Source organism: Collimonas fungivorans Ter331 (genome assembly GCF_000221045.1).
GTDB classification, from domain to species: domain Bacteria; phylum Pseudomonadota; class Gammaproteobacteria; order Burkholderiales; family Burkholderiaceae_D; genus Collimonas; species Collimonas fungivorans_A.
Genome location: NC_015856.1, coordinates 4,144,056 through 4,162,360 on the forward strand (window position 1 = coordinate 4,144,056; position 18,305 = coordinate 4,162,360).

The window sequence follows — 18,305 nt, forward strand, 5'->3', positions numbered from 1 at the left end:
TTTGCGTCATGAACATGATCCGGACATTGTTGCGACGCCGTAGCCCATTGCCTCTGCCAGGTAAGCCGTGCGCGTGACCGTCGATTGATCACGAAGCCACAGGCGCTGCCTGTGGTTTTTTTTTGCCCTCATTTGGAGTAACCATATGGAACACAAGGTGGAATTCAGCGAATACCCGGTCAACGACCTGATGTACATCACCAACCGCCCGCCCCTGGTGTTTACCGAAGGCGACGGCATGTGGATGACAGATCACACCGGCAAGCGCTACCTGGATTATTTGCAGGGCTGGGCAGTCAATGCCCTGGGCCATTCGCCGCAATGCATCCAGGATGCGCTGCTGACGCAGTCCAAGAAGATCCTCAATCCGTCGCCGGCTTTCTATAACGCGCCCTCGATTGAACTGGCCAGCCTGCTGACCGCCAATTCCTGTTTCGACCGCGTGTTCTTCACCAACAGCGGCGCCGAAGCCAACGAAGGCGCGATCAAGCTGGCGCGCAAGTGGGGCAAAAAGAATCCGAACCAGGCCGGCCAGCACCGCTTCGAAATCATCACGTTCAACCACAGCTTCCACGGCCGCACGCTGGCGACCATGTCGGCCAGCGGCAAACCCGGCTGGGACACCATTTTTGCGCCGCAGGTGCCGGGCTTTCCGAAAGCCGAGCTGAACGACCTGGCCAGCGTCGAAAGCCTGATCAACGACAAGACCGTGGCTGTCATGCTGGAGCCAGTGCAGGGCGAAAGCGGCGTGATTCCGGCCAGCCGCGAATTCATGCAAGGCTTGCGCGAGCTGACCAAGAAGCGCGGCATCCTGCTGATCGTCGATGAAGTGCAATCCGGCATGGGCCGCACCGGCGAATTGTTCGCTTACCAGCTGTCGGGCATCACGCCAGACATCATGACCCTCGGCAAGGGCATAGGCGGCGGTGTGCCACTGGCGGCGCTGCTGGCGCGGGAAGAGATCGCCTGCTTCGAAGCTGGCGACCAGGGCGGCACTTACAACGGCAATCCTTTGATGACAGCGGTCGGCGTTGCGGTGATCAACACCTTGCTGGCGCCGGGTTTCCTGCAGTCGGTCAAAGACAAGGGTGCTTACCTGAGCAGCGAATTGTTGAAACTTACCGCGAAACACGGACTCGAAGGCGAGCGCGGCGAAGGTTTGCTGCGGGCGCTGAAACTGGGCAGCGACATCGGCCCGCAGATCGTCGATATCGCGCGCGACCTGAATCCGGTCGGCCTGTTGCTGAATTCGCCGCGGCCAAACCTGCTGCGTTTCATGCCTTCGCTGAATGTGACGATTGCAGAAATCGACCAGATGATCGCGATGCTGTCGGACGTGATCAGCCAGCTCAAGAAGCAAGATTGAATAAAGGTAAGTGCTTGATGACGATCAGAAATCTCTTTATCTGTTGCCTGGCTTTGTTGCTGGCGGCCTGCGGCGGCACCGGTTCGGTCCGTCCGGGCTCTGAGGACAATACGCCGGTCAGCGACAAGGGCAACGACATCGTCATCTATTCGCTGGGCCTGATCGACACCAACTACCGTTTCGGCGGCAAGAATCCGGAAGCCGGGCTCGATTGCAGCGGCATGGTCAGTTACGTGTACAGGCAGGCGGCGGGCCTCAAGGTCACCGGCAGTGCGGCAGACATTGCGCGCCAGGGGCGGTCCATCTCCAAGGCTGAACTGCGCCCCGGCGACCTGGTTTTTTTCAATACCATGCACCGCGCGTTTTCGCATGTCGGCATCTACATCGGCGATGGCCGCTTCATCAATGCCCCTTCGACCAACGGCAAGGTGCGCATCGACCGTCTCGACAACAGCTATTACGCGGCGCGCTTTGAAGCGGTGCGCAGATATTTCGACTGATTGGGTTTAGCTGCCAATAATAAAAACGCCGCTCCGATGCAAACCGGAGCGGCGTTTTTTTGTAGGGTGGGCAGGCTTTCCTGCCCACGCTGAATGTTGATAGACCGCACCAGCAAAATTTGCGATCCGCGTGGGCACGGGGTGCCCACCCTACCACCTGCTTATTTTTTCTTTGGAATGAACAGGTCAGTAATCGTACCCAGGCCCATCTCCGCCGCAAACATCGGCGTCTCCGACAAGGTCGGATGCGCATGGATGGTCAGCGCCAGATCTTCCAGGTCGGCGCCCATTTCCATCGCCAGCACGGTTTCCGCCAGCAGCTCGCCGGCATTCACGCCGACAATGCCGGCGCCGATGATGCGCTTGGTGCTAGGATCCCACAACAGCTTGGTCATGCCGTCGTCGCGCCCCATCGCCAGCGCACGGCCGCTTGCCGCCCACGGGAAATTGGCTTTTTCGAAAGGAATACCCTTGGCCTTGGCTTCGGTTTCAGTCAAACCCATCCACGCGATTTCCGGATCAGTGTAGGCCACCGAAGGAATCGTCATGGCGTCGAACTCGACCTTGTGGCCGGCGATCACTTCGGCGGCCACCTTGGCTTCGTTGGTGGCTTTGTGGGCCAGCATCGGATCGCCGCAGATATCGCCGATGGCGAAGATGTGCGAGACGTTGGTGCGCTGCTGCTTGTTGGCCGGGATGAAACCGCGCTCGTTGACGATCACGCCGGCCTTCTCGGCGGCGATGTCCTTGCCGTTAGGACGACGCCCCACCGCCACCAGCACCATGTCGTACAGTTGCGGTTCCGGCGCCGCGGGAGAGCTGCTGTCGGCGCCTTCAAACGTTGCGCGCAGACCTTCTTTCAGAGCTTCCAGCTTGGTCACCTTGGTTTTCAGGTAAATCGCTTCGTAGCGTTTTTCGATGCGTTTCTGCAGCGGCTTGACAATGTCGCGGTCGGCCGCAGGAATCAGGCCGTCGGCAAATTCGACCACCGTGACCTTGGAGCCGAGCGCGTCATACACGCAAGCCATTTCGAGGCCGATGATGCCGCCGCCGATGACCAGCAGTTTCTTCGGAATCTGGCGCAGCTCCAGCGCGCCGGTGGAGTCGATCAGGCGCGGATCGTCGTAAGGGAAGCCAGGAATGCGGGCCACCGAGGAACCGGCGGCAATGATCGCGTTCTTGAAGCCGACCACTTTCGGGCCGTCGGCAGTGGCTACCGTAATCGTATTGGCCGAGCTGAATTCGCCCTTGCCGGTCAGCACCTGCACTTTGCGCGCCTTGGACAGGCCGGACAAACCGCCGGTCAGTTTCTTGATGACGCTTTCCTTCCAGCCGCGCAAGGCGTCGATATCGATTTCCGGCGCCGACATCTTGACGCCGAAATGCGCCATTTCTTCCGCTTCGGTAATCACCTTGGCCGCATGCAGCAGCGCCTTGGACGGGATACAGCCGACGTTCAGGCAAACCCCGCCGAGGCTTGGGTAGCGCTCGATCATCACCACGCTTTGGCCGAGGTCGGCAGCGCGGAAGGCAGCGGTATAGCCGCCGGGGCCGGCGCCCAGCACCATGGTGTCGCATTCGATGTCGACCTTGCCGGCGAAACGGACGGCCGCCGGAGCCGCCACGGCTGGCGCTGCTGGCGCAGCTGCCGGAGCAGGAGCTGCGCCAGCCGGTGCGGCTGCAGCGGCGCCGGTGGTTTCCAGCAGCACGATCACCGAACCTTCGCTGACCTTGTCGCCTACCTTGACTTTCACTTCCTTGATGACGCCGGCCTGGCTGGAAGGAATTTCCATGCTGGCCTTGTCCGATTCGACGGTGATCAGCGACTGGTCGACCTTGACGCTGTCGCCTACCTTGACCATCAGCTCGATGACATCGACTTCCTTGACGTCGCCGATATCCGGCACTTTGATTTCGATGGTGCTGGCAACGCCGGCGGCGGCCGGGGCTGCGGCGGCCGCTGGCGCAGCGGTTGCTGCCGGCGCCGGAGCTGCCGCTGCCGGAGCTGCCGCGGCGGCGCCGGCGGCTTCCACCACCAGGATCAGCGAACCTTCGCTGACCTTGTCGCCTACCTTGACCTTGATTTCCTTGATGACGCCGGCCTGGCTCGACGGAATTTCCATGCTGGCCTTGTCCGATTCGACGGTGATCAACGACTGGTCGACCTTGACGGTATCGCCTACCTTGACCATCAGTTCGATGACTTCCACTTCCTTGACGTCGCCGATATCCGGGACCTTGACTTCAACCATACTCATAGCGTTTGCTCCATGCTCGCTCCTCCGTCGGGAGGAAAAAATTGTTGTGTGCCGTGCGCCGCTGCCGTGTGCCGCTTATGCGCCAGGCTCGGCGTCAGGCGCGGTTTTCATTTCAAAACTGTGGATGCGCAAAGGCATGGCAGAGCTTTTATCGAATTCAACGCCGGCATGAATTCCTACCTCGGCGATATGCTGTGCGCTGACGTCCTTGTCATACACCGCATACATCGCGCCCAGGGCAAAATTGCGGCCGCTGCCTATGCCCCAGAAACGATCGAAGCTGAACACCTCGCGATAGGAATACACGCCGAAGATGCCGTAAGGATTGGCGACCAGGGACGTGATCTGCGACGATTCGTAGGGATCGTCTTCATCCTCTTTGGTGTTCAGGAAATACTGGTCCTTGAGGATGGTGTGCACCTTGGAAAAGGTGTCGAACACCTCATCGCGGCTATTTAGCCTGCACTCTTCGCCCATCGCCGTCAGCAGCTTGCGCATCACGGGGAAATGGGCGGCGGTGCCGGCCAGCGTGATGTACGATTCGCCGATCTGGAAAATCTTGTTGTTGACCTCGTAAGCATGCGACAAGCGGGTATCGCCGAACGTCACCAGCGAGTCCGATGCAATCGCGATCTGCCCATTTTTTTTGACGACAACGCAGGTAGTCATAATTGCTCTCCATCTGTATGCCAATTGACCCGTAGGGTGGGCACTCCGTGCCCACGCGGATGCGCGTGTTACGGATACAGCGCGTGGGCACGGAGTGCCCACCCTACATTACAACAATGTCTTGCGCATGTCGGCCAGCACTTCGGCCAGGTAGACGCTAAAGCGCGCACCCATGGCGCCGTCGACCACGCGATGGTCGTAGGACAGGGAGGTCGGCATCATCAGGCGCGGCACGAACTGCTTGCCGTCCCAGACCGGTTTCATCGAGGCTTTCGACAAACCCAGGATGGCGACTTCAGGGGCATTGATGATAGGCGTGAACGCCGTACCGCCGATGCCGCCCAGCGATGAAATCGTGAAGGTTGCGCCTTGCATGTCGGCCGGTTTCAGCTTGCCGTCGCGCGCCTGTGCGGACAACTCGCCCATTTCCTGGGCGATCTGGCTGATGCCTTTTTTGTCGGCATCCTTGATCACCGGCACCACCAGGCCGTTCGGCGTATCGGCAGCAAAGCCGATGTTGTAGTACCGCTTGAGGATCAGGTTTTCGCCCTTGCCGTCGAGCGAGGCGTTGAACGCCGGGAATTTCTTCAGCGCGGCGACGCTGGCCTTGATCACGAACGCCAGCATGGTCAGCTTGACTGGCGACTTGGCCTTGGCGAAGCTGTCGTTGGCTTGCTTGCGGAATTCTTCCAGTTCGGTGATATCGGCTTCGTCGAATTGCGTGACGTGCGGGATCATGACCCAGTTGCGATGCAGGTTCGGGCCGCTGAGCTTCTTGATGCGCGACAGCGGCAGCAATTCGGTCGGTCCCTGCTTGCTGAAATCCAGCGACGGCCATGCCAGCAGGTCGAGGCCGACGCCGCTGCCGCCCTTGCCGCCCGCAGCAGCTGCGCTGCCGCTGGCCGCGCCGGAAATCACGCCCTTGACGTAATTCTGCACATCTTCGTGGGTGATGCGGGCCTTGATGCCGGTGCCGGCCACTTTGCTCAGGTCGACGCCCAGTTCGCGCGCGAACTTGCGCACCGACGGCGACGCATGCGGGATGCTGCCGCCGGCTGGCGCCGGAGCTGCTACCGGTGCCGGCGCGGGAGCGGCCGGCGCTGGCTTGTTTTCCGCGACTGGCGCAAGAGCCGGAGCGGCTGCTGCAGGCGCCGCAGCTGGTGCGGCGGCCGCGGCACTAGCCGGCGCCGCTGCGGCAGCATCGGCTTCCAGCACCAGCACCAAAGTGCCTTCCTTGACCTTGTCGCCCAGCTTGACTTTCAATTCCTTGATCACGCCCGCATGGCTGGACGGGATTTCCATGCTGGCCTTGTCGGATTCGACCGTGATCAGCGACTGGTCGACCTTTACCGTGTCGCCGACCTTGACCATCAATTCAATGACTTCAACTTCACTGACGTCGCCGATATCCGGGACTTTGACTTCCACCATACTCATCGCTTAGCTCCATTCATTCTGCCCGCTGTATAACGCGGGCCTGAGTTTCCTTTCAGAAAATTCAGACCCGTGCTGCACAGCCGTGGAAATTTTAATACTGGCTTAGTACTGCTTATTGCTCAGTTATCAAGACCAGTACCTTATTGCGTGACCGGATTCGGTTTCTCCGGATTGATACCATACTTGGTAATCGCATCGGCGACAACCGAGGCTTTGATCTTGCCTTCGTCGGCCAGCGCCTTCAATGCCGCCACCGCCACATAATAACGGTTGACCTCAAAGAATTCACGCAGCTTGGCGCGGGTGTCGGAACGGCCGAAGCCGTCCGTGCCCAGCACCTTGTAGGTACGGCCGGCTGGAACGAAAGCACGCGCCTGCTCAGCGAAGGTACGCATGTAGTCGGTGGAAACGATGATCGGACCGGCGGTGTCTTTCAGGCACTGGGTGATGTGCGCCAGACGCGGTGTTTCGGTCGGATGCAGCATGTTCCAGCGCTCGACGTCCTGGCCGTCGCGGGCCAGCAGGGTGAACGACGGCGCCGACCAGATATCGGCATCGACGCCCCAGTCGCTGGCCAGCAAGGCCGCGCCTTCGATGACTTCGCGCAGGATGGTGCCGGAACCCATCAGCTGCACGCGCAGCTTGCTCTTCTTGCCGCCTTCCTGCAGCAGGTAGAGGCCCTTGATGATGCCCTCTTCCTGGCCTTCCTTCAGGCCCGGATGGCTGTAGTTCTCGTTCATCAGGGTCAGGTAGTAGAACACGTCTTCCTGGTTGGTGACCATGCGGCGCAGGCCGTCATGCATGATGACTGCCACTTCGTGCGAGAAGGTCGGATCGTAAGGCACGCAGTTCGGGATGGTCGACGCCAGCACGTGGCTGTGGCCGTCTTCATGCTGCAAGCCTTCGCCGTTGAGCGTGGTGCGGCCGGCGGTGCCGCCCAGCAGGAAGCCGCGGGCGCGCATGTCGCCGGCTGCCCATGCCAGGTCGCCGATACGCTGCAGGCCGAACATCGAGTAGTAGGTGTAGAACGGGATCATGACCCGATTGTTGGTCGAGTACGAGGTCGCCGCGGCAATCCACGAGCTCATGCCGCCGGCTTCGTTGATGCCTTCCTGCAGAATCTGGCCAGCCTTGTCTTCACGGTAGTACATCACCTGGTCTTTATCGACCGGCTCGTACAGCTGCCCGACCTGGCTGAAAATGCCGATCTGGCGGAACAGGCCTTCCATGCCGAAAGTACGCGACTCGTCGACCATGATAGGCACCACGCGCTGGCCCAGGCTCGGGTCGCGCAGCAGCGTGTTCAGGATGCGTACGTAAGCCTGGGTGGTGGAAATCTCGCGGCCTTCGGCAGTCGGTTCCAGCGCGCCCTTGAATGCCGACAGTTCCGGCACGATCAGCTCTTCGTCGGCCTTCTGGCGGCGTTGCGGCAGATAGCCGCCCAGCGCTTTGCGGCGAGCGTGCAGGTATTGCATTTCCGGGGTGTCGTCGGACGGCTTGAAGAACGGCACGTTCGGCAGCTGGTCGTCGGAAATCGGCAGCTGGAAGCGGTCGCGCATGGCCTTGATGGCTTCGTCGTCCAGCTTCTTGGTGTTGTGCGCGGTATTGCGCGCTTCGCCCGATTTGCCGAAGCCGTAGCCCTTGATGCTCTTGACCAGCAATACGGTAGGCTGGCCCTTGTGTTCTTGCGCCACCTTGAAGGCAGCGTAAATCTTGTGCGGATCGTGGCCGCCGCGGGTCAGGTGCCAGATGTCGTCGTCGGACATCTTGCTGACCAGTTCCAGCAGCTTCGGATGCTTGCCGAAGAAATGCTTGCGCACGAACGCGCCATCTTTCGCCTTGTAGTTCTGGTATTCGCCGTCGACGGTTTCCATCATCACGCGCTGCAGGATGCCTTCCTTGTCGCGCGCCAGCAGGTCGTCCCAGCCTGCGCCCCAGATCACCTTGACCACGTTCCAGCCGGCACCGCGGAAATCGCTTTCCAGTTCCTGGATGATCTTGCCGTTGCCGCGCACCGGACCGTCCAGGCGCTGCAGGTTACAGTTGACCACCATCACCAGGTTGTCGAGGCGTTCGCGGCCGGCCATGCCGATTGCGCCCATCGATTCCGGTTCGTCCATCTCGCCGTCGCCGCAGAAAGCCCAGACCTTGCGGTTGGCGGTATCGGCGATGCTGCGTGCATGCAGGTACTTGAGGAAACGCGCCTGGTAGATCGCCATCAGCGGGCCCAGGCCCATCGATACGGTAGGGAATTGCCAGAAATCCGGCATCAGCTTCGGGTGCGGGTAGGAAGACAGGCCTTTGCCATCGACTTCACGGCGGAAATGCAGCAGTTGCTCTTCAGTCAGGCGGCCTTCGAGGAAAGCGCGGGCATAGACGCCGGGCGACGAGTGGCCCTGGATGTACAGCAGGTCGCCGCCGTGGTTTTCGGAAGGAGCGTGCCAGAAATGGTTGAAGCCGATGCCGAGCATGTTGGCCAGCGAAGCAAAGCTGGACAGGTGGCCGCCGAGGTCGCCGTCGAGACGGTTGGCCTTGACCACCATCGCCATCGCATTCCAGCGCATCCACGAGCGCAGGCGCTCTTCGATCTCCAGATCGCCCGGGCAATGCTCGCCCATGTGGGCAGGGATAGTGTTGACGTAAGCGGTATTGCTGGAAAACGGGATCTGGGCGCCGCGGCGGCGGGCCAGGTCGACCATTCTTTCCATCAGGTAATGGGCGCGTTCAGGACCCTCGGTTTCAATAACAGCTTCGAGCGCGTCCAGCCACTCTTGGGTTTCAATGACATCTGGATCGTTGGCGGCCTGGGCCAAAACCTGGTCGAGCTGGGCTGACATGCTGAGTCTCCTGAATATGTGCGCTTGTCCGATCTGGCACCGGACTGGCGGGTTGGGTCGCAAGCATCTACGTCACTATGTAGACGGGTGCCAAATTCTAACAGGAGTTTTTTTGATTTCCAAATAGCGATATTTGATTTCACAATACGAAAATATGCTGCATAGCAAGACGAACTCACATAAAACAACGCCTATCCCTTTTCAACTTCATGGGATCAGAAAGCCGAATCTCGGACACATTTCTCATGGCGCAATGCAACAATAATTGCATATAAACATCATTAAAATTCGACTTATAGCTAATTCGATATAACAACTGCGGGAAATCTAAGTAAAAAAGCGCTAAACCCAAGATGGCTAGCGCTTTTTTATTTGCCCGGGAAACGACTTCGGCAGGATGCAAGCCGATTATCGGCCTGATCAGCGGCTCTCTTTAGCCGGCTTTATTTGGCGATTCTGGCAAATTCGCCCTTCAAGGCCACGCCAGCCATGATCGCGCCGACATGGCATTCGAATTCGGTGGCGCTGGCATGCTCTACATTGTTATAGTTGCTGACAATATTGACCACCGCATTCGCCCCCAGATCCTGCGCACGCTGTTGCAAATGCAGCATCGCTGACAGAAACACCCAGTTGCAGGCTTTCTCATCGGATTTGCCAAACGCGTTGGTCCTTTGGCTGGTCTTTTCACCACCAAACTTCTCCAACACCTTTGGCGTCCGCTGGTCGCCAAAATAAAAACGGACGCTGTCGCCCAAGCGGCCTTGGGCGTCGTTAACGGCCAACGCTCCTGCAACGGGCAGCATCAGTGTCCGGTCAGCCGCCTGCGCCGATACGGCGCTCAGCAACATGCCAGCGCTCACGGCAGCTATCAGAATCAGCTTCTTCATGTTTTCTCCTTGGATTAATAATTGCCGGGCGCCGACATTCCCGGTTGCGATTTTCCTGGTTATTATCATGCCGCATTACCACTCTTCTTCTTGGCGCCGATGCGGCTTTCCTTGCCGGCCAGCAGGTTGCCGATGTTCTTGGCGTGGCGATAGATCAGCAAGGCGCTCATCACCACTATCGCCAGTAGGATCATGTCCGGCCCTTCCATCAAGGCATAGAAAAAAGGCGCGAAGACGCTGGCGATCAGGGCTGCCAGCGAAGAATAGCGAAATGCGTAAGCCACGATCAGCCAGGTCGCGATAGTCGCCAGGCCCAGCCACAGGCTGATGCCGATCAGGATGCCGAACAAGGTCGCCACGCCCTTGCCGCCGGCGAAACGGAAAAAGACCGGCCACAGGTGCCCGAGGAAGACCGCCACCGCAACCAGCGCCACCGAACCGTCGCCAAGGCCGAATTGCGGCCCGTACCGCTGCGTCAGCCAGATTGCCAGCCAGCCCTTGAAACCGTCGCCGAGCAGGGTCAGGGCGGCCGCGGTCTTGTTCCCGCTGCGCAGGACATTGGTGGCGCCGGGGTTATTCGAGCCATAGGTGCGCGGATCTCCCAGCCCGAACAGTTTGCTGGTGATGATGCCGAACGATACCGAACCGATCAGGTAGGCGGCAACCGTGAATAACAATATGTACATGCGTGTCTCTTTCTTTTGGTTGGTTCAGGACCTACTCGTCCAGCGCGCACTGGACTGTCTTGGCCTGCAGCAGGTCGGCCACGCTGTGCGGCGCCATGCCGATCAGGTAGCCGCGCCGGCCACCGTTAATATATATCTTCTGCAAGGCCAGGATGCTCTCTTCGATATACACCGGCAGCGCCTTGCGGGTGGCGAACGGCGAGGTGCCGCCGATCAGGTAGCCGGAATGGCGGTTCGCCACTTCCGGCTTGCAGGGTTCCACCGACTTGCGGCCGATCTGCCGCGCCAAGTTCTTGGTCGACACCTTGCGGTCGCCGTGCATCAGGATGATCAGCGGCTTGGCCGCCTCGTCCTGCATCACCAGCGTCTTCACCACATGGTGTTCGTCCACGCCCAGCGCGCGCGCCGACACCGTGGTGCCGCCGTGTTCTTCATATGCATAGGGATGTTCTGAAAAGACCGCGCCGTGCTTGCGCAAGAATTGCGTCGCCGGGGTCTCTGAAATATGTTTTGTCATACCGGGCTACTTGAGTGCGGCGGGCCGCAGCGTCTGCTGGCAAATCATGTTGTCGCCAGACCCGATGCAGCGACAATCCCTGCCGCTGATCTGCGCTGGCCAGGCTGGCGGCGCTTAAGGCTGCTTAGGCTCATCGGAAGCAGGTTCACCGCTTGCCGGCAGTTCGGATTCGGCTCCATCCTCTGTTTCAACTTCGGTGGAAGAACCCTTCTCCAGCTTGCGCTTCAGCTTTTCTTCCTTCTTTTTCTTCTTTTCTAATTCTTTTTGCCGTTTTTCATACTGAAAATTCGTTTTTGCCAATTGCGCCCCCTAAATAGACTCTTGAATGATGTACTACAGGATACAGGAGAATAATTGCGAGGATGCAGAATTCAACGCCAAAAAAAGTTGCATTATACCAATAAAACTATCCTCCTCCAGCAGTTTCAACCGCGTTTCAGCCGCGCGGATGATGTGCGGCATGCAGCGCCTTCAGGCGCTCGCGCGCCACATGGGTGTAAATCTGGGTAGTCGAGATATCCGCATGTCCCAGCAGCAGCTGCACTACCCGCAGGTCGGCGCCGTGATTGAGCAGATGGGTGGCGAATGCATGGCGCAAGGTATGCGGCGACAAGGGCGCGTTGATCGCGGCCTTGGCGGCGTATTTCTTGATCAGGGTCCAGAACATCTGGCGCGTCATGGCGCCGCCGCGCGCGGTCACGAACAGGGCGTCGTCCATCTGGCCGTTCATGATCTGGCCGCGCGCATCTTTCAGATAACGCACGATCCAGTTGCGCGCCTCTTCGCCGAACGGCAGCAGGCGCGTCTTGTTGCCTTTGCCGGTAATCCGCAGCACGCCTTCGTTCATGCCGACCTCCAGCGATTTCAGCAGCACCAGCTCGGATACCCGCAAGCCGCTGGCGTACATCAGCTCCAGCATGGTGCGGTCGCGCAAGCCCAGCGGCGTGGCGACGTCGGGCGCCGCCAGCAGCGCTTCCACCTGAATTTCGGACAAGATCTTGGGAAAGCGCGGCGCCTGTTTGGCCGAACGCAGGTGCAGGCAAGGATCGGCACTGATGCGGTTTTGCCGTAAGGCTAGCAGGTAAAAGCGCTTCAGCACCGCCAGCCGGCGGTTCGATGAAGTGGCCTTGCTGCTGTCGTGCCTGGCCAGGAAATAGGCATTCAGGTCGCCGGCATGGACTGCGAACAGCGATTTACCGTCCGGCTGTTCCTGCAGCCACAGCGCAAACAGGGTCATGTCGCGCCGGTATGCCTCCAGCGAATTCTTGGCGAGGCCGTCTTCCAGCCACAGGTTGTCGCAGAATTCGTCGATCGCGGTTTGATGTTCGGCGCTCAGCGCCGGTTTGGCTTCGCTCTGTGCCTTGGACCTTCTCACAGGCCGGCCACGCCTTCGTGCTCCAGCAGCCAGCGCTTGACCCGCAAATGGAAACCGTCGGCCTCGTCGTGATGGGAAAAACCGCCGATGCCGCCGGCCGCCGTCACGCGATGGCAGGGAATCACCAGCGGAAACCAGTTGGCGCCGCAGGCCTGGCCCACCGCGCGCGGCGCCGACCCTATCAGCTTGGCGACCTGGCCGTAAGTGAGCACTTCCCCGCGCGGTATCGCTGCAATCGCTTTCCAGACCTTGTGCTGGAAAGCGGTGCCCAACGGCGCCAGGGGCAGGTCAAAACGAAAATCCGGCTGCTCCAGGTAACGGCCGATCTGCTTTGCAGCGCGATCGGCCAGTGCGTCGGTGGCGTCTTTTTCGTGGAAGGTGGGAGGCAGATAGACCAGTTCGTAAACCAGGCCCGCTTCAGTGCGTATCCCCATCGCACCGAACGGCGCGGCGATTACTGCCGTGAAGTGCTGCGCGGGCAGCTGGCCGCCTGTAACGCGCTTCAACGGGTTATCTGAAATTATATTCATACCCGAAGGATAAAATAAAAAAGGCGCATCTGTCGATGCGCCTCAAATTACTTCGTTATGCACTCCCGGCTGTTTAGACAGCTTCATTTGGAATGCACGGTCTCCTCAGTATCCCCGGTATCAATTACCGTTCTTATGCACCACCACCTACAATCCCATTGATTCAATCTTGTTGATTCAATCCCGCTGGCAAATCCCTCGCCGGACGTGGACTTAAATTCTGTGCTACATAAAACTACTTGCCGGAAACCGGAATCCGGTTCATCTAGTTACTTGCTGCTTTTGCAAGCCGCAATCTCTAGTGTGGTCGCACTGTAACAGGTGTTACCCGGATTTAACAAATAATTTATATGAATCATTTTGACTAAACAACATAGGTTTACACTAAACCCTTATCAAACTAATACTCATCAATTTTCGCTAAATTTCCCTCAAGAAACTAACTTTAGCGCCTAGCCCCGGGAATTATTCAGGACGGCCCCGCGTGTCGACAATCGAGCTCACTTTTTAACAATATCCGCCACTCCATGTATATCGTCAACCTGTTGTTTCCTGATTTTTCGCTGATCCTGCTGGGAGCCGTCTTGCACCGCATCAGCAATTGGGGCGCTGAGTTCTGGACCGGGGCGGAAAAGCTGGTGTATTTCCTGCTCTTCCCTGCCCTGCTGTTTTATTCCACCGCCCGCACCCCGCTCAGCTTCGACACCAGCGGCAAGATGCTGATGATCGGCATGGGCGCGCTGCTCGGCGCCATCTTCCTGACCTGGCTGGGCAAACCGTGGATCAAGGCGGCGCCGATGGACTATGAATCCGGCATGCAAACCGGCTACCGCTTCAATTCATACATGGCGCTGGCCCTGGCCGCCAGGCTGGGCGGCGAACAGGCCACCGGCATGATGGCGATGCTGATCGGCTTTGGCGTGCCCTTGTGCAACCTGGCTGCGGTCCATGCCCTGGCGCATAAAAGCGGTGGCCTGTTCAAGGAACTGGCGCGCAATCCGCTGCTGATCGCTACCGCCTGCGGGCTCTTGTACAGCTTGTCCGGATTGCCGCTGCCGGAAGTCGCGGGCGCGGTCTTGTCGCGGCTCGGCAACGCCGCATTGGCGCTGGGCTTGCTGCTGGTGGGAGCCGGCCTGCGCCTGAGCGGCGTGCAGCGGGCCAAGGCGCTGGCCGGGTATTTCCTGGCGATCAAGCTGCTGGCGCTGCCGGCCATGGCCTGGCTGCTGGGGCAGTGGCTGGGACTAGCGCCGTCGCAACTGCAGCTGGTGGTGCTGTTCTGCGCCCTGCCTACCGCCTCCAGCGCTTATATCCTGGCGGCCCGGATGGGCGGCAACGGTCCTCTGGTAGCGTTCATGATTTCCGCCGGCACCATGTTGTCGGCGCTGACTTTGCCATTCTGGCTGTGGGTGCTGCAGCACTAATCGATGCCGTGCTGCTGCAGCGCCCAGGCTACATGCTCGCGCACCAGCTCGGACGGATAGTCGCTGCGCTGCTGCAAGGCGGCAATGATCTCTGGCGAGCCGGCGCCTGCCGCTGCGGCATTACCAAGGCCGACCGCCATGTTGCGCAGCCAGCGCTGGTAACCGATGCGGCGGATCGGACTGCCTTCCATGCGACTGTTGAACTGCTCTTCGCTCCAGCCGAACAGCTCCACCAGCGTGGCTTGGTCAAGACCGTTGCGGACGTCGAAATCGCCCAGCGTCGACGGCTGCGCAAACTTGTTCCATGGACAAAACAGCTGGCAATCGTCGCAGCCGTAGACGCGGTTGCCGATCAGCGGCCGCAGTTCCACCGGGATGCTGCCCTTCAGCTCGATCGTCAGGTAAGAGATGCAGCGGCGGGCGTCGAGCCGGTAAGGGCCGACGATCGCCTGGGTCGGGCAGACATCGATGCAGGCGCTGCATTGCCCGCAATGCGAGCTGATGGCCTGGTCGACCGGCAATGGCAGGTCGGTCAGGATTTCGCCAAGGAAGAAAAACGAGCCGGCTTCGCGATTCAGCAGCAAGGTGTGCTTGCCGCGCCAGCCCAGGCCGGCCTTCTGCGCCAGGGCTACCTCCATCACCGGCGCCGAATCGGTAAACACGCGATAGCCGAATTCGCCGATTTCGCCCTTGATGCGGTCCGCCAGCTGCTGCAGACGCGAGCGCAGCACCTTGTGGTAATCGCGGCCGCGCGCATACAGCGAGATAGTGGCGCTGCCGGCGGCTGCCGGCGCCAGCCGCGCCTGCTCGCGCGGGCGCCAGCTGCCCTGGTCATCCTGATAGGCGCGCGGCAGGTAATCCATGCGCACCGCGATCGCCCGGATCGCGCCGGGCACCAGTTCGGCAGGCCGGGCGCGCTTCATTCCGTGCGCTGCCATATAATCCATCTCACCGTGATAGCCCAGCTCCAGCCATGCCTCGAAACCAGCCTCCTGCTGCGCCAGGTCGACATCGCTGATGCGGACATCGGCAAAACCAAGCTCCCGCCCCCAGGCTTTGATGGTGGTGGCTAGCGCGCTTAGATTTTGGTCGATTACTGCCATGGCTGGTGTGTTTCAGAAAGACTAGATACAAAGGACTATGTTACGAGATGCCGCATTTTACAACCCACCTGCATGACGAGGCCGGAACCAACGCGCTGGGCGCCGCCTTGGCCCGGGCTTTGCTGCCCGGACTGGCGATCCACCTGCACGGCGACCTGGGCGCCGGCAAGACCGCGCTGACCCGCGCCCTGCTGCATGCCGCCGGCCACCAGGGCCACGTCAAGAGCCCTACTTACACCTTGGTGGAACCTTATACGATCCAGATAGCCCAACAGGCGGTCGAAGTGATGCACTTCGATTTGTACCGGATGGCCAGCCCGGATGAATTCCTGGAAGCCGGTTTCCGCGAATACTTCAACCCCGACACCATCTGTATCGTCGAATGGCCGGAAAAGGCGGACACCGCGTTGCCGCCGCCCGACATCAGCGTATTACTGAGTGTTTCCGATGTTTCCGACAAGGGACGTGATGTAGAATTGCAGGCGTTATCTGATAAGGGTAGTCAATGTCTCGCTCGACTGAAATTTGCACCAAACCTCTAAAATCAAAAATCCGCCGCACCATCCTCAAGGCCGGCGGTACTTTGCTCATTTCAGTACTGGCGCCGCTGTCGGCGCGCGCCGCGCAGATTGTCGCGGTACGGGTCTGGCCGGCGGACGACTACACCCGCGTCACCCTGGAAAACGACGCCGAATTGAAAACCACCCATTTCCTGGTGCAGAACCCGGACCGCATGGTGGTCGACATCGAAGGCATCGAACTCAATCCGACCTTGAAGGAACTGGTCGCCAAGATCCAGCCTAACGATCCCTATATCAAGCAAGTCCGGGTCGGCCAGAACCGCCCGAATGTGGTGCGGCTGGTGTTCGACCTCAAGGAAGAAGTCAAGCCGCAGGTGTTTACCCTGGCGCCGGTAGGCGGTTACCAGCACCGGCTGGTGTTCGACCTGTATCCGGTCAATCCGCCCGACCCGATCCAGGCGATGATAGAAAAAGGCGAATGGCCGTCCGCCAACCCGGGAGAAATCGCGCCGCCGGTGGCGCAAACCAAACCAGAACAAAAACCGACGCCGCCGTTGCAGCCGCAGCCCGAGCAGCCACCGGTGGCCCGCATCGACCCGAAACCGGACCGCACCACGACCCTGACGCGCATGATCACGATCGCGCTCGATCCCGGCCACGGCGGTGAAGATCCCGGCGCCACCGGGCGCGGCGGCAACCGTGAAAAAGACGTCGTGCTGTCCATCGCCAAACGGCTCAAGGCCAAGATCGAGCAGCAGCCGAACATGCGGGTGATGCTGACGCGCGATGCCGATTTTTTCGTGCCGCTCGGAGTCCGTGTGCAAAAGGCCCGCAAGGTGCAGGCCGACCTGTTCGTCTCCATCCACGCCGACGCCTTTGTCACGCCAACCGCACGCGGCTCCTCGGTATTCGCCTTGTCAGAAAAGGGCGCCAGCTCCACCGCCGCGCGCTGGCTGGCCAACAAGGAAAACTCGGCCGACCTGATCGGCGGCATCAACATCAAGAGCCACGACCGCCAGCTGGCCAGCGTGCTGCTGGATCTGTCGACCACGGCGCAGATCAACGACAGCATGAAGCTCGGCAGCGCGGTGCTGAGCGAAATCGGCGGCATCAACAAGCTGCACAAGGGTGCGGTGGAACAAGCCGGTTTTGCGGTGCTGAAAGCGCCGGACATCCCGAGCATTCTGATTGAAACCGCCTTCATTTCGAACCCGGAAGAAGAAGCCAGGCTGACCGACAATGCCTACCAGGACCAGATGGCCGATGCGGTCCTGAAAGGCATCAAGAAGTATTTTGCCCACAATCCGCCGCTGGCGCGGAACCGCCTGACCTGATCCGGCAGGCTTGAAAACAACAAGGGCGCGCTGCAAAAGCTTGCAGCGCGCCCTTGTTTCATCCGGCGTCGGCAGTTATGCGCCGCCGCGCATTTTCTTGTAGAACTTCCACAAGCCGCCAAGCGCCACCGGCACCACCGCCGCGCCGACGCCGATCAGCACGATGGTGTTCAGGTGATCGCGGATGACCGGGATGTTGCCGAAGAAGTATCCGGCCGAGACCAGGCCGACCACCCAGATCAGGGCGCCGGTGATATTGAAGAACTGGAATTTGGAGAAAGTCATTTCCGACACGCCGGCCACAAACGGCGCGAAAGTCCGCACGATAGGCACAAAACGCGACAGGATGATGGTCTTGCCGCCGTGGTGTTCATAGAATGCGTGGGTTTTTTGCAGCGCCTTCTTGTCCAGCCATCGATAGTCGTGAGTGTAGACTTTATGCCCGATCAGGCTGCCGATCCAGTAGTTGAGCGTGTTGCCGGTAGTGGCGGCGACGATCAGCAGCCCCATCAGCGCCCAGATGTTCATCTCGCCGTTGGCGCAAAACGCGCCGCCGATGAATAACAGGGTGTCGCCAGGCAAGAACGGCAACACCACCAGGCCGGTTTCGCAGAAAACGATCAGGAACAGGACTATATAGATCAAGGCACCATATTCCTTGATCAGGAAGCCAAGGGATTTGTCGACATGCAGGATGATGTCGACGAATTGCATAAAGTCCATAGTCCGTGTTCCTCAGTTAAGCGCTTTTATGATTGGAAAGTCTTATGCACACTGACTTTCTTTTGTTGAATAAAGTTCACCTCTTTGGCAACGACGCTGCCAGGAAACCCGGACCACTTTTCCTCAGGGTGCGCCGGA

The 18,305-nt window shown here is 59.8% G+C and carries 17 protein-coding genes; 5 read left to right on the forward strand and 12 right to left on the reverse strand.

The window, feature by feature from the left end:
* Window positions 1–157 precede the first annotated feature (157 nt).
* Together CFU_RS18480 and CFU_RS18485 are read left to right on the forward strand one after the other, a co-directional pair.
* Window positions 158–1,366 carry an acetylornithine transaminase gene (locus CFU_RS18480; RefSeq protein ID WP_041743666.1) on the forward strand — a complete coding sequence of 403 codons (1,209 nt, stop codon included), beginning with the start codon at window positions 158–160 and terminating at the stop codon, window positions 1,364–1,366.
* A gap of 17 nt (window positions 1,367–1,383) precedes the next feature.
* Window positions 1,384–1,866, forward strand: a complete 483-nt coding sequence (locus tag CFU_RS18485; protein ID WP_041742377.1) for a C40 family peptidase — start codon at window positions 1,384–1,386, stop codon at window positions 1,864–1,866.
* 161 nt (window positions 1,867–2,027) lie between these two features.
* Here CFU_RS18485 and lpdA read toward each other — a convergent pair whose 3' ends face one another.
* From lpdA to CFU_RS18535, 10 genes are all read right to left on the reverse strand, one after another.
* Complete coding sequence (gene lpdA, locus CFU_RS18490; RefSeq protein ID WP_014007532.1) at window positions 2,028–4,124, reverse strand: dihydrolipoyl dehydrogenase; 2,097 nt, start codon at window positions 4,122–4,124, stop codon at window positions 2,028–2,030.
* 75 nt (window positions 4,125–4,199) lie between these two features.
* Window positions 4,200–4,793 (reverse strand): MFS transporter, encoded by a 594-nt coding sequence (locus tag CFU_RS18495; protein WP_041742378.1) that lies wholly within the window; start codon window positions 4,791–4,793, stop codon window positions 4,200–4,202.
* A 108-nt stretch (window positions 4,794–4,901) separates the two neighbouring features.
* A complete protein-coding gene (aceF, locus tag CFU_RS18500; protein ID WP_014007534.1) occupies window positions 4,902–6,230 on the reverse strand; it encodes a dihydrolipoyllysine-residue acetyltransferase in 1,329 nt (442 codons plus the stop codon).
* 140 nt (window positions 6,231–6,370) lie between these two features.
* Complete coding sequence (aceE, locus tag CFU_RS18505; RefSeq protein WP_014007535.1) at window positions 6,371–9,067, reverse strand: pyruvate dehydrogenase (acetyl-transferring), homodimeric type; 2,697 nt, start codon at window positions 9,065–9,067, stop codon at window positions 6,371–6,373.
* Between the two features lie 443 nt (window positions 9,068–9,510).
* Window positions 9,511–9,957, reverse strand: coding sequence for an excinuclease ATPase subunit (locus CFU_RS18510; RefSeq protein WP_041742379.1), 447 nt, complete (start codon window positions 9,955–9,957; stop codon window positions 9,511–9,513).
* Between the two features lie 65 nt (window positions 9,958–10,022).
* Window positions 10,023–10,643, reverse strand: a complete 621-nt coding sequence (plsY, locus tag CFU_RS18515) for a glycerol-3-phosphate 1-O-acyltransferase PlsY (RefSeq protein WP_014007537.1) — start codon at window positions 10,641–10,643, stop codon at window positions 10,023–10,025.
* A 31-nt stretch (window positions 10,644–10,674) separates the two neighbouring features.
* On the reverse strand, window positions 10,675–11,160 hold the full coding sequence (ybaK, locus tag CFU_RS18520; protein WP_014007538.1) for a Cys-tRNA(Pro) deacylase: 486 nt from the start codon (window positions 11,158–11,160) through the stop codon (window positions 10,675–10,677).
* Between the two features lie 114 nt (window positions 11,161–11,274).
* Window positions 11,275–11,460, reverse strand: a complete 186-nt coding sequence (locus CFU_RS18525) for a hypothetical protein (protein ID WP_014007539.1) — start codon at window positions 11,458–11,460, stop codon at window positions 11,275–11,277.
* A 136-nt stretch (window positions 11,461–11,596) separates the two neighbouring features.
* The gene (xerD, locus tag CFU_RS18530) at window positions 11,597–12,535 is read right to left on the reverse strand and encodes a site-specific tyrosine recombinase XerD (protein WP_014007540.1); all 939 of its coding nucleotides are present in this window, start codon (window positions 12,533–12,535) and stop codon (window positions 11,597–11,599) included.
* A complete protein-coding gene (locus CFU_RS18535) occupies window positions 12,532–13,065 on the reverse strand; it encodes a methylated-DNA--[protein]-cysteine S-methyltransferase (RefSeq protein WP_014007541.1) in 534 nt (177 codons plus the stop codon). Before CFU_RS18535 ends, xerD begins: the two co-directional genes overlap by 4 nt.
* A gap of 527 nt (window positions 13,066–13,592) precedes the next feature.
* On the opposite strand from CFU_RS18535, the gene CFU_RS18540 reads away from it, so the two are divergent.
* Complete coding sequence (locus CFU_RS18540) at window positions 13,593–14,486, forward strand: AEC family transporter (protein ID WP_014007542.1); 894 nt, start codon at window positions 13,593–13,595, stop codon at window positions 14,484–14,486.
* Here CFU_RS18540 and queG read toward each other — a convergent pair.
* Entirely contained in the window at window positions 14,483–15,589 is a 1,107-nt protein-coding gene (queG, locus tag CFU_RS18545; protein WP_014007543.1) for a tRNA epoxyqueuosine(34) reductase QueG, read from the reverse strand. The genes CFU_RS18540 and queG overlap by 4 nt on opposite strands.
* A 47-nt stretch (window positions 15,590–15,636) precedes the next feature.
* On the opposite strand from queG, the gene tsaE reads away from it, so the two are divergent.
* Together tsaE and CFU_RS18555 are read left to right on the forward strand one after the other, a co-directional pair.
* Window positions 15,637–16,131: a tRNA (adenosine(37)-N6)-threonylcarbamoyltransferase complex ATPase subunit type 1 TsaE gene (tsaE, locus tag CFU_RS18550; RefSeq protein WP_041742380.1), complete on the forward strand. Its 495-nt coding sequence runs from the start codon at window positions 15,637–15,639 to the stop codon at window positions 16,129–16,131.
* Window positions 16,095–17,444, forward strand: coding sequence for an N-acetylmuramoyl-L-alanine amidase (locus CFU_RS18555; RefSeq protein ID WP_014007545.1), 1,350 nt, complete (start codon window positions 16,095–16,097; stop codon window positions 17,442–17,444). The genes tsaE and CFU_RS18555 overlap by 37 nt, the downstream gene beginning before the upstream one ends.
* Before the next feature lie 75 nt (window positions 17,445–17,519).
* On the opposite strand, the gene CFU_RS18560 is transcribed toward CFU_RS18555, so the two are convergent.
* A complete protein-coding gene (locus CFU_RS18560; RefSeq protein WP_014007546.1) occupies window positions 17,520–18,167 on the reverse strand; it encodes a VTT domain-containing protein in 648 nt (215 codons plus the stop codon).
* Window positions 18,168–18,305: the final 138 nt, after the last annotated feature.